10 protein-coding genes are annotated in these 13,301 nt (G+C 69.8%); 4 read left to right on the forward strand and 6 right to left on the reverse strand.

From position 1 onward, the window contains the following. Positions 1–12: 12 nt before the first annotated feature. Positions 13–882, reverse strand: coding sequence for a 3-methyl-2-oxobutanoate hydroxymethyltransferase (panB, locus tag HQ603_RS11180; RefSeq protein ID WP_222684629.1), 870 nt, complete (start codon positions 880–882; stop codon positions 13–15). A 166-nt stretch (positions 883–1,048) separates the two neighbouring features. Between panB and HQ603_RS11185 the strand changes: the two genes are divergently transcribed. The 3 genes from HQ603_RS11185 to HQ603_RS11195 all read left to right on the forward strand — a co-directional run bounded on the left by HQ603_RS11185 (position 1,049) and on the right by HQ603_RS11195 (position 7,141). Further along, positions 1,049–2,656, forward strand: coding sequence for an alpha/beta hydrolase (locus tag HQ603_RS11185; RefSeq protein ID WP_308126466.1), 1,608 nt, complete (start codon positions 1,049–1,051; stop codon positions 2,654–2,656). A gap of 65 nt (positions 2,657–2,721) precedes the next feature. Beyond that, positions 2,722–4,062, forward strand: coding sequence for a type I glutamate--ammonia ligase (gene glnA, locus HQ603_RS11190; protein ID WP_222684614.1), 1,341 nt, complete (start codon positions 2,722–2,724; stop codon positions 4,060–4,062). 64 nt (positions 4,063–4,126) lie between these two features. Then, complete coding sequence (locus HQ603_RS11195) at positions 4,127–7,141, forward strand: bifunctional [glutamine synthetase] adenylyltransferase/[glutamine synthetase]-adenylyl-L-tyrosine phosphorylase (RefSeq protein ID WP_222684615.1); 3,015 nt, start codon at positions 4,127–4,129, stop codon at positions 7,139–7,141. Positions 7,142–7,145: 4 nt separating this feature from the next. Here the strand turns inward: HQ603_RS11195 and HQ603_RS11200 are convergent, their stop codons facing one another. From HQ603_RS11200 to glnA (HQ603_RS11220), 5 genes are all read right to left on the reverse strand, one after another. Continuing rightward, positions 7,146–8,126, reverse strand: a complete 981-nt coding sequence (locus HQ603_RS11200) for a glycine betaine ABC transporter substrate-binding protein (RefSeq protein WP_222684616.1) — start codon at positions 8,124–8,126, stop codon at positions 7,146–7,148. Continuing rightward, positions 8,127–8,861 carry an ABC transporter permease gene (locus HQ603_RS11205; protein WP_308126468.1) on the reverse strand — a complete coding sequence of 245 codons (735 nt, stop codon included), beginning with the start codon at positions 8,859–8,861 and terminating at the stop codon, positions 8,127–8,129. It lies immediately after the preceding gene. A 74-nt stretch (positions 8,862–8,935) separates the two neighbouring features. Next, positions 8,936–10,141, reverse strand: coding sequence for an ABC transporter ATP-binding protein (locus HQ603_RS11210; RefSeq protein WP_068100342.1), 1,206 nt, complete (start codon positions 10,139–10,141; stop codon positions 8,936–8,938). Further along, entirely contained in the window at positions 10,134–10,784 is a 651-nt protein-coding gene (locus HQ603_RS11215; protein ID WP_222684617.1) for an ABC transporter permease, read from the reverse strand. The genes HQ603_RS11210 and HQ603_RS11215 overlap by 8 nt, the downstream gene beginning before the upstream one ends. A gap of 237 nt (positions 10,785–11,021) precedes the next feature. Continuing rightward, positions 11,022–12,458: a type I glutamate--ammonia ligase gene (gene glnA, locus HQ603_RS11220; protein WP_222678166.1), complete on the reverse strand. Its 1,437-nt coding sequence runs from the start codon at positions 12,456–12,458 to the stop codon at positions 11,022–11,024. Between the two features lie 231 nt (positions 12,459–12,689). On the opposite strand from glnA (HQ603_RS11220), the gene HQ603_RS11225 reads away from it, so the two are divergent. Beyond that, a complete protein-coding gene (locus HQ603_RS11225; RefSeq protein WP_222684618.1) occupies positions 12,690–13,163 on the forward strand; it encodes an RDD family protein in 474 nt (157 codons plus the stop codon). The last annotated feature ends 138 nt before the right edge of the window (positions 13,164–13,301 follow it).

Here is a 13,301-nt window from a genome sequence, read left to right on the forward strand (position 1 = left end):
TCTGCGAGTGTGTCAGAAGCTGTGCTCGGCTCCGGGGAAGGAACCGGCGCGCACCTCGCGGGCGTACTCGGCCGCGGCCCGGCGCAACTCGTCGCCCACCGCCCCGAACCGCTTGACGAACTTCGCGGTGCGGCCGCTGGTGTAGCCGGCCATGTCCTGCCAGACGAGCACCTGGGCGTCGCAGTCGGGACCGGCCCCGATGCCGACCGTGGGGATGACCAGCTTGCGGGTCACCTGGCCCGCGAGCTCGGCCGGGACCATCTCCATGACCACCGAGAACGCGCCGGCCTCCTGCACGGCGACGGCGTCGGCCACGAGACGCTCGGACGCGTCGCCGCGGCCCTGCACGCGGAATCCGCCGAGCCCGTTGACGCTCTGCGGGGTGAACCCGATGTGGGCCATGACCGGGATGCCCGCGGCGGTGATCGCCGCGATCTGCTCGGCCACGCGCTCGCCGCCCTCGAGCTTGACCGCGTGCGCCTGGCCCTCCTTCATGAACCGGACGGCGGTCTCCACGGCCTGCTGCGGGGAGGTCTCGTAGGTGCCGAACGGCAGGTCGGCGACGACGAGAGCGTTCGGTGCGCCCCGCACCACGCCGCGCACGAGCGGCATCAACTCGTCGACCGTGACGGGCACCGTGGTGTCGTAGCCGTAGACGACGTTGGCAGCGGAATCGCCCACGAGCAGCACGGGGATGCCGGCGTCCTCGAAGATGCGGGCGCTGGAGTAGTCGTAGGCGGTGAGCATGGCCCACCGGTCACCGGACGCCTTCATGGCCTGGAGGTGATGGACGCGGGTCTTCCGACCGGTCGGTGCGCCGTAGAGCGGAGTCTCGGCAGCGCTGTCGTGGTCGGTGCGGTCGGTGGAGTCGGTGCCGGGCACGGGAGCGGACACGTGGGTCCCTTTCGTCCTCGAGGCCCGCCGTGCGGGTCCCCGGGTGAATGCTGACCAGGCAAGTCTGCCACCGACGCCGGTCGGCGCCGGTGTGGCATCGGTCACCCCCCGGCGCCCGGGACGAGATGTCGGCGGGTCGTGCCACCATCGACGCGTGGTCCTTCCGCGCGGCCGTCGCCGCTTCCTCCCGTCGGTCGCCGTCGTGCTGCTCACGGTGACGTCGATCGCCGGATGCGCCACGCCGAGCGATCCCGCATCGGGTGTCACCGGAACGGAGTCCGCCCCGACTGCCGCGCCGCCCGGTCCGGACGTGCTGCCGGGTCCGGACGACGCGCGTCCCCGCACTCTGGTGGAGTTCGAGGCGCAGCGCGTGCAATGGGGGTCGTGCGACGGGTTCGCCACGGACGGCAGCGCCCTCGACACCGCCCTGCAGTGCGGTCGTGTCCTGGTGCCGCTCGACTACGGCGATCCGGCGGGACCGCTCGCGTCGCTGGCGCTCTCGCGGTCGCCGGCGTCGGGTCCGGCGATCGGGTCGATGCTGGTCAACCCGGGTGGCCCGGGCGCGTCCGGGCTCTCCACGGCGACGGTCGCCCGCGGCACCGCGGTGGCCGACCGGCTCGACGTGATCGGTTTCGACCCGCGCGGGATCGGCGCCTCGGTGCCGGCGGTTCGCTGCGACACGGCCGCGGAGTTCGACGCCGAGCGTGCGGACGACGACGTCGACACCTCGCCCGCGGGGATCGCGGAGACCGAGTCGGAGAACAAGGCCTACGCCCAGCGCTGCGCCGATCGCAACGACCCCGTCCTTCTCGCGCACATGAGCAGCGAAGACGTCGCCCGCGACATGGACCTGATGCGCACTGCGCTCGGTGACCCCGCGCTGACCTATCTGGGGTTCTCGTACGGCACGCGGCTCGGGTACACCTACGCCGAGCTGTTCCCGGATCGGGTGCGGGCGATGGTGCTCGACGGCGCCCTCGACCCCGCCGCGGACGTCTCCGCGGAGACCGTCGCGCAGGGAGCCGGGTTCCAGACCGTGTTCGACGCGTTCGCGCGCGACTGCGCCGCGCGGTCGGACTGCCCGCTCGGGACCGTGCCGGACGACGCGGTGGCGCGCTTCCGCGCGCTGGTCGATCCGCTGATCGGGGCGCCCGTGCCGGCCGACGACGATCGCACGCTGAGTTACGACGATGCGATCACCGGGGTGCAACAGGCGCTCTACACGGAGCAGTTGTGGGAGCCGCTGCGGCGCGGCCTCACCGAACTCGCCTCCGGCCGGGGGACCGAGCTGCTCGCGCTGGCCGACTTCTACAACCAGCGGCAGCCCGACGGCACCTACACCAACAGCAACGACGCCTTCACCGCCGTGCGGTGCGTCGACGATCCGCGGATCCTCGACCGGGCGCGGACCGGCGCGGTGGACCGTGAGTTCCGGGCCGCCGCACCGTTCCTCGACGACGGGCGCGGCGCCGGCGACGCCCCGCTGGACTCGTGCGCCTTCTGGCCGGTCCCGACGCGCGCCGATCCGGGGCCGCTGCAGATCACGGGACTGCCGCCCACCGTCGTCGTCTCCACGACCGCCGACCCGGCGACGCCGTACGAGGCGGGCGTCGCCCTCGCCCGCCAACTCGGCGCGGCGCTGGTGACGTTCGAGGGGGACCAGCACACGGCGTCGTTCGCCGGGGTGGCGTGCGTCGACGACGCGGTGACGGACTACCTCGTCGACCTCACCGTGCCGCCGCCCGGTCTGCGCTGTCCGTGACCGCACCCGACCCGCCGCGCCCCGATGTAACACGGATTTAATGCGGCGTGCCTAGCCTGACGGTCATGGATCGCCAAAAGGAATTCGTGCTGCGCACGCTGGAGGAGCGCGACATTCGATTCGTGCGCCTCTGGTTCACGGACGTGCTCGGATACCTCAAGTCGGTGGCGATCGCGCCCGCGGAGCTCGAGGGCGCCTTCGAGGAGGGGATCGGCTTCGACGGGTCCGCCATCGAGGGCTTCTCGCGGGTCTCCGAGGCGGACACGGTGGCCAAGCCGGACCCCACGACGTTCCAGATCCTGCCGTGGACCACCAGCAAGGGCGAGCAGCACTCAGCCCGCATGTTCTGCGACATCGCGATGCCGGACGGGTCGCCCTCGTGGGCCGACTCGCGCCATGTGCTGCGGCGTCAGTTGAGCAAGGCGAGCGATCTCGGCTTCAGCTGCTACGTCCACCCCGAGATCGAGTTCTTCCTCTGCAGCGAGATGCCCGACGACGGCCGTCCCCCGACCCCGGCCGACAACGGCGGGTACTTCGACCAGGCCGTCCACGACGCCGCGCCGAACTTCCGTCGGCACGCGATCGACGCGCTCGAGTCGATGGGCATCTCCGTCGAGTTCAGCCATCACGAGGCCGCGCCCGGGCAGCAGGAGATCGACCTGCGCTACGCCGACGCGCTGTCGATGGCGGACAACGTGATGACCTTCCGCTACCTGGTCAAGGAGGTCGCGATCGAGGAGGGTGTGCGCGCGACGTTCATGCCCAAGCCGTTCAGTGACCAGGCCGGCTCGGCGATGCACACCCACATGAGCCTGTTCGAGGGCGAGACCAACGCCTTCCACAACCCCGACGATCCGATGCAGCTCTCGGACACCGGCAAGGCGTTCATCGCCGGCATTCTCGAGCACGCCAACGAGATCAGCGCCGTCACCAACCAGTGGGTCAACTCCTACAAGCGACTCATCCACGGCGGCGAGGCGCCGACCGCGGCGTCGTGGGGCCCGTCCAATCGCTCCGCGTTGATCCGCGTGCCGATGTACACGCCCAACAAGGCGTCGTCGCGCCGCGTCGAGATCCGCAGCCCCGACTCGGCCTGCAACCCGTACCTCACCTTCGCCGTGCTCCTGGCCGCCGGACTGCGCGGTATCGAGCAGGGCTACGAGCTGCCGCCGGAGGCGGAGGAGGACGTCTGGTCGCTCACCTCCGCCGAACGGCGCGCCATGGGGTACCGCGAGCTGCCGAGCAGCCTCAACGAGGCCCTCGCCGCCATGGAGAAGTCCGAGTTGGTGGCCGAGACGCTCGGCGAGCACGTGTTCGACTACTTCCTGCGCAACAAGCGTCGGGAGTGGGAGTCCTACCGGTCGCGCGTCACGCCGTTCGAGCTCGAGACCTACCTCGGACTGTGAGCCCTAGCGCCGCCGGCAGCGTGTCGCCCGAGTCGCGAGTCCGTTCGATCCGAGAGAGTGCGCGATGACCCCTCCACCCGGCCGATCGACTCTGCCCAGTCCGGGGCGCCTGGGGTTGGTCGCGAGCACCGCCGCGGCCGATCTGGGGCGCCTCGGATGGACCACCGACACCGACGTGGACCTGCTGTGGTCGCTGTCGAGGTCGCCGGACGCGGACCTCGCCCTGCGCACGGTCGTCCGTCTCGCGGATGCACTCGGTGACGACTGGACCGAGCTCGACGGTGTCCTGCGCCGCGATCCGCTGGTGCGGGGGCGGCTGTTCGCGCTGGTGGGATCGTCGAGCGAGCTCGGCGATCACCTGGTGGGGCAACCCGAGAAGTGGCGACTGCTCGCCGAGCACCGCACCGCGCTCCCGACGTCCGACGAGGTGCGTGCCGACCTGCTCGACGCCGTCGAGGCCGCCCCCGAAGCGGGGGAGTGCGCGTCCGACGGGCTGTTCCGTGCCTCGGTGACGGGCCCGAAGGCCGTCCTGGCGCTGCGCACCGTCTACCGCGACCACCTCATGATTCTGGCCGCCGCGGACCTCGCGGCGACGGTGGAGAACGAACCCGTCGTCCCCTACGAGACCGTCGCCCGTCATCTGTCCGATCTGGCCGACGCGGCGCTCACCGCCGCCCTCGCCGTGGCCGTCGCCACCACGTTCCCGGACGAGCCGTGCACCGTGCGGCTCGCGGTGATCGCCATGGGCAAATGCGGTGCGCGCGAACTGAACTACGTCTCCGACGTCGACGTGGTCTTCGTCGCCGAACCCGCCACGACGGCCGCCACCCGGCTCGCCGGGGAGCTCATGCGCGTGGGATCGTCGGCCTTCTTCGAGGTCGACGCGGCCCTGCGGCCCGAGGGCAAGCAGGGTGAGCTGGTCCGCACCCTCGACTCGCACCTGGCCTACTACCAGCGGTGGGCCAAGACGTGGGAGTTCCAGGCGCTGCTGAAGGCTCGTGCGATGACCGGCGACGCCGATCTGGGCCGTGCCTACGTCGAGGCGGTCACGCCGCTGGTGTGGAACGCCAGCGAACGCGAGGACTTCGTCCCCGAGGTGCAGGCCATGCGCCGACGGGTCGAGGAGATGGTGCCGCCGGAGCTGCGCGAGCGGGAGATCAAACTCGGCCGCGGCAGCCTGCGCGACGTCGAATTCGCCGTGCAGCTGCTGCAGATGGTGCACGGCCGCGGCGACGAGTCGCTGCACGTGCAGAGCACCGTGTCCGCGCTGTCCGCCCTGGCGGACGGGGGATACGTCGGGCGCGACGACGCCGCCAACCTGACGGCGTCCTACGAGTTCCTCCGGTTGATCGAACACCGGTTGCAACTGCAGAAACTGCAACGGACGCACACGCTTCCGCCGTTCGACGACGACGAGGCGCTGCGGTGGCTCGCGCGCGCCGCCCACATGCGTCCCGACGGCAACAACGACGCGCTGGGTGTCCTGCGTCAGGAGATCCGCCGCAATGCCCAACGCATCCGTCGACTGCACGCGCGGCTGTTCTACCGGCCGCTGCTCGAGTCGGTCGCCCGGCTCGACAGCGACGCGCTGCGGCTGAGCACCGACTCGGCCAAGCGGCAGCTCTCGGCCCTGGGGTACTCCGCGCCGCAGAACGCGCTCGGGCACCTCGGCGCCCTGGTCGGCATGGGTGCGCGCAAGGGGCGTATCCAGGCGATGCTCCTGCCGACGCTGCTCGAATGGCTCGGTGACACACCGGATCCCGACGCCGGACTGCTGGCCTACCGACGGCTGTGCGAGGAGGTCGCGGAACAGTCCTGGTTCCTCCGCCTGGTCCGCGACGAGGGCCCGGTGGCCCAGCGTCTGATGCGGGTACTCGGCTCGTCGGAATACCTGCGCAGCGTGTTGGTCAACGCCCCCGAGGTCATTCGCCTCTACGGCGACGGCGCGTCCGGGCCGAAACTCCTCGACGTCGACCCCACCGAAACGTACGGCGCCATCCTCAAATCGTCCGCGCGGTACGAGGATCCGGTGCGCGCCGTCGCGGCCGCCCGCTCCCTCCGACGCTACGAACTCGCCCGCGTCGCCTCCGCCGACATCCTCGGGCTCCTCGACGTGCCCGAGGTGTGCCGCGCCCTGTCGTCGGTGTGGGCTGCCGTCATCAACGCCGCGCTCGACGCCGCGGTGCGCGCGTCCGTCGCCGATCGCGGCGAGCCCGCCCCGGCCACCATCGCGATCATCGGCATGGGCCGCCTCGGCGGCGGCGAACTGGGTTACGGCTCGGACGCCGACGTCCTGTTCGTCTGCGAGCCGGTCGAGGGAGCCGACGACGCCGACGCCGTGAAGTGGGCCAACGCCATCGCCGACCGCGTCCGCACGCTGCTCGGCTCACCCAGCCAGGACCCGCCGCTGGAAGTGGACACCGGACTGCGGCCGGAAGGCCGCAACGGGCCCGTCGTGCGGACGTTGTCGGCGTACGAGGCGTACTACACGCAGTGGGCGCAGGCCTGGGAGATCCAGGCGCTCCTGCGGGCGCACCAGGTCGCCGGGGACCAGGACCTCGGCGTCCGGTTCCTGCTCATGGCGGACGCCGTCCGCTATCCCGAGGGCGGAGTCTCCGAGGAGGCCGTCCGCGAGATCCGCCGCATCAAGGCCCGTGTCGACGCGGAACGGCTGCCCAAGGGCGCCGACCCCACCACCCACACCAAACTCGGTCGCGGGGGACTGGCCGACGTCGAGTGGACCGTGCAGCTGCTGCAGCTGCGTCACGCCCACCGCGTGCCCGCGCTGCACAACACCTCGACGCTGCAGGCGCTCGACGCCATCGGCGCGGCCGAGCTGATGAGTCCGGGCGACGTCGATCTGCTGCGCCAGGCGTGGCTCACCGCCACCGAGGCACGCAACGCCCTGGTCCTGGTGCGCGGCAAGCCCACCGACCAGCTACCCGCTCCCGGCAAGGTGCTCTCCGCGGTCGCGCAGGTGGCCGGCTGGCCGGGCGGTGACGCCGGGTCCTTCCTGGACAACTACCTGCGCGTCACCCGCCGGGCGAAGAACGTCGTCGAGCGGGCGTTCGGATCCTGACGGATCAGTCGGTCCCCGCGGTCACGAACCCCTGCTCCACCATCCAGTCCCGCGCCACCTCGGCCGGTTCCCGACCGTCCACGTCGACCTGCTTGTTGAGCTCGGTGATGGCGTCGTTGGTCAACGCGGCCGAGACGGGAGCGGTGATCTCGGCGATCTCCGGGTACCGGTCCGCCACCTCCTGGCGCATGGTGACGGTGGCGTTGTAGCGGGGGAAGAACGCCTTGTCGTCCTCGACCACCACCAGGTTCAGGCCCTTGATGCGGCCGTCGGTGGTGAAGACCTCACCGAACTTGCACTGCGAGCCCTCGGCGGTCGCCTGGTAGATCACGCCGGTCTGCAGAATCTGCCGCGGCACGGCGTTGGCGTCGAACCCGTAGGTGGCCGCCAGGCCGGGGAAGCCGTCCTGGCGTGAGTTGAACTCGGTCTCCACGCACACCGACGCCGCGGCGGGGTCGGTGTTCGCGAGTGCGGCGTAGTCGGACAAGGTCTTCACACCCGTCGCCTCCGCCGTCTGCTGGTTCATCGCGAGCGCGTAGGTGTTGTCCATCGGCGCCGGATTGATCCAGACGATGCCGTTCTCCTTGTCGGCGTCCCGCACGGCGTCGTACTGCTCGGTGGCGTCGGCGATGGGAGTCTCGTTGCCCAGGTAGTTGATCCAGCCGGTCCCGGTGTACTCGTAGGCCAGGTCCACCTGCCCGCTGATCATGGCCTGCCGGGTGCTGTTCGACCCCGAGATGTTGGTCAGGTCGCGCACGTTCGCGCCCGCCGCCTCGAGCGCGAACTCGAGGATGTAGCCGAGCACGATCTGCTCGGTGAAGTCCTTCGACCCCACCGTCAGCTCGGCGCCCTCGAGTCCGGGCTGGGCGGTGATGCTGCCCGGGCCGACGTCGAGGGGGACCGCGCTACCGGACTGCAATCCGCAGCCGGCGAGGAGGAGTGAGGAGGCGCCGAGCGCCGCGAACAACCTGGTGGTGCGGCGCATCTAGCGAAGTCCCTTCGGTCCGAGATAGGCCTCGGCGAGCGCGCCGAGCCAGTCGACGAGCAGGGCGAGTGCGACGGCAAGCACGGCACCGACGACGAGGATGAGCGGCTGATTGAGCTTGTAGCCGGTGTCGATGAGCACACCCAGGCCACCGGCGCCGACCAGGAAGCTCAGCGTGGCGGTGCCGACGGCGAGCACGAGCGAGGTGCGCAGACCCGCGAGGATGTACGGCACGGCGAGCGGAAACTCGATGCGGCGCAACACTCCACCGCTGGACATACCCTGCCCGCGGGCGGCGTCGATGTAGCTGGGGTCGACCTGCTGGAACCCGAGCATGGTGTTCCGCAGCACCGGCAGCAGCGAGTAGAAGGCGATGGGCAGCACGCCGATCCAGAAGCCGGTGGTGCTGGTCAGCAGGAACAGCAGGACCAGCAGACCGACCGCCGGAGCGGCCTGTCCGATGTTGGCGATCCCGATGAAGAGCGGCGCGAGTCTGCGGTACCCGTTGCGGGTCAACAGGATTCCCAGCGGGACGGCCACCAGGACCACGAGGGCGGTCACCACGAAGGTGATGAGGACGTGCTGCAGCACCGTCTCGGAGATCGTGCCGATGTTGATGGTCTCGGCCTGGGTGGCCGTCAGCTCCCGGGTGAGGGCGTAGGTCAGCAGGACGGCGACCATGACGACGACGATCAGCGGCTGGATGAGCAGGCGGATTCGTTCCGCGCGCCGCACGGCGCGGGCCGCGGACTCCGCGTCGGCGGCCGGGTCGACGTCACCGCCGAGGGCAGGCGCCTCCGACGCGGTGGTCACGAGGACGCTCCCGCCGCGGCCGGCGACGCGGCCGGATCCTGATCGACGTGGTCGTCGGCGTGCGCCGAGCGGATGGTCTTGATGGTGTCGATCAACTGCTCGATGGTGATGGTGCCGACGTACTCGCCGCGGTTGCCGGTCACGGTGGCCGTCGCATTGCCCTCGGCGAGAAGGGCTTCGAGCGCGTCCTGGAGCGTCGACTGAGTCGAGACCAGTTCTCCGATCGGGACGCCGACGTCGCGAAGGCTGCCGACATCTCGCAGATGGCGTCGGTCGGTCCATCGCACCGGGCGACGCCGCTCGTCGAGAATCAGACCCCAGGCCTGTGGGTCGGAACCGAGGGCGGCGTTCATCGATTCGACGGGCTCGTTCTCGCCGAACGCGGGCACGTCGGACAGTTCGATGTCGCGCACGCGCATGAGGGTGAGCTGCTTGAGTGCGGCGCCGGCGCCGACGAAGCCGGCCACGGTGTCGTCGGCGGGGTTGGCGAGGACGGCCTCCGGTGTGTCGTATTGGAGGATCCGAGACTGGTTGCCCAGCACGGCAATACGATCACCGAGTTTGACCGCCTCGTCGAAGTCGTGGGTGACGAAGACGATGGTCTTGCCGAGTTCCGACTGCAGGCGCATGAGTTCGTCCTGCAGCAGACCACGAGTGATGGGGTCGACGGCTCCGAAGGGCTCGTCCATGAGCAGCACCGGAGGATCGGCGGCGAGGGCTCGTGCCACGCCGACGCGTTGCTGCTGACCACCGGAGAGCTGCCGCGGGTAGCGGCCGCGGTACTGGGCCGGGTCGAGACCGACGAGGTCGAGCATCTCGTCGGTGCGACTCTCGATCTTCTTCTTGTCCCACCCGATGAGCCCCGGCACGATGCCGACGTTCTGCGCGATGGTCATGTGCGGGAACAGCCCCGCCTGCTGGATGGAGTAGCCGATGGTGCGGCGCAGCTCGTTCGGGTCGATCGACAGCGCGTCCTTGCCGCCGATGGTGATGCGGCCGGACGTCGGCTCGATCAGCCGGTTGATCATGCGCATGGTGGTGGTCTTGCCGCAGCCGGACGGGCCGACCAGGACGACCACCTCACCGGCGGGAATGGTCATCGACACGTGGTCGACGGCGGCGTTCTTCTGACCCGGGTAGGACTTGGTGACGTCCTCGAGCACGATCTCCGCGCCGGTGGTGGTGCGATTGCTGTCAGTCACGGATACCCCTCGAGGTGGTGAGCTTGCCGACGAGCACGAAGATGCCGTCGAGAATCAACGCCAGAACGACGATGAGAACGGTGCCGGTGAGGGCCTGAGGAACAGCGGTGGGACTGCCGACGCGGGCGAGGCCGGAGAAGAGGAGGTTGCCCAGGCCGGGGCCCTTGGCGTACGCGGCGATGGCCAGGATGCCCATCGCCATCTGCGTGCTCACGCGCATGCCGGTGAGGATGGACGGCCACGCGAGCGGGATCTCGATGCGGCGCAGCACCGCGACGCGGCTCATGCCGATGCCGCGGGCCGCGTCGCTGACCGCGGGGTCGACCGCGGCGAGGCCCACCACCGTGTTCCGGATGATGGGGAGCAGGGAGTACAGCACCAGCGCCGTCACCGTGGGGCCGACGCCGAGGCCCAGGATGGGAATCAGCAGGCCCAGGAGGGCGAACGACGGAATGGTCAGAACGGTGCTGGCAAGCGCGGTGGCCACGGCGGAGCCCGCAGGACTGCGGTAGACGAGGATGCCGATGAGGACGCCGAGCAGGGTGGCGATGAGCACGCATTGGATCACAGCGGAAACGTGCAGATAGGAATCGATCGCGAGCTGCTTGCGCCGCCCGACCACGAAGTCCCACAGGGCATCCATCGAGCGCAGATCCTTTGTTCGACAACGGTGGGGCGCAGTGACACGTGAGCACTGCACCGTCCGGATCTGCGGGTGGATCGGCACCCACGGCCCATCGGGACGTGTCCACTCTTACCCCGATCGGCCTGCCGGGAAACCGGAAACGGCGATATCGACGGTCGATCGAGACCGGCCGGAGAAACGCCGAACGCCCGGCCGGAAGGATCCGGGCCGGGCGTTCGGGGTGCGATCGGGTGATCAGCAGTCGTAGTACAGCTGGAACTCGTACGGGTGCGGACGGAGGTTCACCGGGGCGATCTCCGACTCGCGCTTGAGCGAGATCCAGGTCTCGATCAGGTCGGTGGTGAACACGCCACCGGCCGTCAGGTACTCGTGATCCTGCTCGAGGCGGTCGATCACGGCCGGCAGCGAGGTCGGTGCCTGCGGGATGTTCTTGGCCTCCTCCGGCGGGAGCTCGTAGAGGTCCTTGTCCACCGGCGCGAGCGGCTCGATCTTGTTCTTGATGCCGTCGAGGCCGGCCATCATCTGCGCGGCGAACGACAGGTAAGGGTTACCGGACGCGTCGGGAGCGCGGAACTCGAGGCGCTTGGCCTTCGGGTTGTTGCCCGTCGTCGGGATACGCACCGCGGCAGAGCGGTTGCGGCCCGAGTACACCAGGTTGATGGGGGCCTCGTAGCCCGGCACCAGACGGTGGTACGAGTTGATCGTCGGGTTGGTGAACGCCAGCAGCGACGGGGCGTGGTGCAGGATGCCGCCGATGTAGTGACGAGCCAGGTCCGACAGGCCGGCGTAGCCCTTCTCGTCGTAGAAGAGCGGCTTGCCGTCCTTCCAGAGCGACTGGTGCACGTGCATACCGGAGCCGTTGTCGCCGAAGAGCGGCTTGGGCATGAAGGTGGCCGACTTGCCGTGCTGCCAGGCGGTGTTCTTGACGATGTACTTGAACAGCTGTAGATCGTCGGCCGCGCGCAGCATGGTGTTGAACTTGTAGTTGATCTCCTGCTGACCGCCGGTGCCCACCTCGTGGTGGCCGCGCTCGAGCTCGAAGCCCGCGTTCTGCAGGTTGGTGGAGATCGCGTCGCGCAGGTCGACGTAGTGGTCGTACGGAGCGACCGGGAAGTACCCGCCCTTGGGGCGAACCTTGTAGCCCAGGTTGGGGGAGCCGTCGATCTCGGCCTCGGCGCCGGTGTTCCAGGCGCCCGAGCTCGAGTCGAGCTCGTAGAACGCACCGTTCATCTGCGAGTCGTAGCGCACCGAGTCGAAGATGTAGAACTCCGCCTCGGGGCCGAAGTACGCGGTGTCGGCGATGCCCGTCGAGACCAGGTACTCCTCGGCCTTGCGCGCCACGTTGCGGGGGTCGCGGCTGTAGGACTCACGGGTGTACGGGTCGTGGACGAAGAAGTCCATGTTCAGCGTCTTCGCCCGGCGGAACGGGTCGATCTGCACCGTTCCGTAATCGGGGAGCAGCATCATGTCCGACTCGTGGATGGACTGGAAGCCGCGGACCGACGAACCGTCGAACGCGAGGCCGTCCTCCAGGGTGTCCTTGGTGAACGCCTTCGCTGCGATCGAGAAGTGCTGCTGAATGCCCGGGAGGTCCGTGAAGCGGATGTCGACGTATTCGATGTCTTCGTCCGCGATGAACTTGATGACCTCTTCGGCCGTGGTGAAAGCCACGCTTGTGCTCCTTCTGTGTCGAGTGCCGATCCGCGTCGATCCGTCACCGGTGCGCGGCAGCTCCGTCGAGGGACGACGCTAGGGAAGCGGTGTTGCCTGACCGTCAAGCCCGTGTTTCGTCGGTGTTACGGCCCGCGGGGACGAGCGCCGGACCACGACGCCGAGGCGACGACGGAGCACCGCCTATTCTGGAGTCATGGCTTACCACGTGTACACGGGCGGTGCTCGCTGATGGCGCGCGCGACAGGATCGTGGCTGTCCGGCCCGGCGGCCGCGCACCCCGGCGGTGACCACGACAAGCAGGCCTACCAGGGTGAATACCTCGGGCTGCCCAAGACCGGTCCGGGGTCGCTGGCCGCCACCCCGCGCCGGGTCGCGGCCCTGACGATCGACTGGCTCATGTCGATGGGGGTGTCCGCGCTGTTCCTCGGTGCCGCGCTCGACGGGGGTCACCTGTCCACGGCGACGCTCGGAGTGTGGTTCGTGCTCGGTGTGGTGGGCGTCAGCCTGTTCTCGTTCACGCCCGGCCAGCTGATCATGGGTATCCAGGTCGCACGGATCGACGGCCCCGGTCGCGTCGGCGTCGTGCGTGCCCTGGTGCGCCAGGTGTTCCTCACCACGGTGGTGCCGGCGGTCATCTCCGACATCGACAGCCGCGGCATGCACGACCGCGCCACGGGAACGGCGCTGCTGGTCGCCCGCTGACCCGGGCGCCGCGGCCCGGCGTTGTACGTCCCGCCTTCCCGCGCTGCGGCCGGTCACGCGCGCTGCACACGGTCAGCGCGCGTGCGCACCGGCAGCGCGGGAACGGGGGAGTGGCGGGAACGGGGGAGTGGCGGGAAC

It is taken from the genome of Rhodococcoides corynebacterioides, assembly GCF_019834675.1.
GTDB lineage: Bacteria > Actinomycetota > Actinomycetes > Mycobacteriales > Mycobacteriaceae > Rhodococcoides > Rhodococcoides corynebacterioides_A.

Coding starts and splice junctions, on each gene's coding strand:
- glnA (WP_222684614.1), top strand. CDS start 2,722: ATGGATCGCCAAAAGGAATTCGTGCTGCGCACGCTGGAGGAGCGCGAC.
- HQ603_RS11195 (WP_222684615.1), top strand. CDS start 4,127: ATGACCCCTCCACCCGGCCGATCGACTCTGCCCAGTCCGGGGCGCCTG.
- HQ603_RS11200 (WP_222684616.1), bottom strand. CDS start 8,126: ATGCGCCGCACCACCAGGTTGTTCGCGGCGCTCGGCGCCTCCTCACTC.
- HQ603_RS11215 (WP_222684617.1), bottom strand. CDS start 10,784: ATGGATGCCCTGTGGGACTTCGTGGTCGGGCGGCGCAAGCAGCTCGCG.
- HQ603_RS11225 (WP_222684618.1), top strand. CDS start 12,690: ATGGCGCGCGCGACAGGATCGTGGCTGTCCGGCCCGGCGGCCGCGCAC.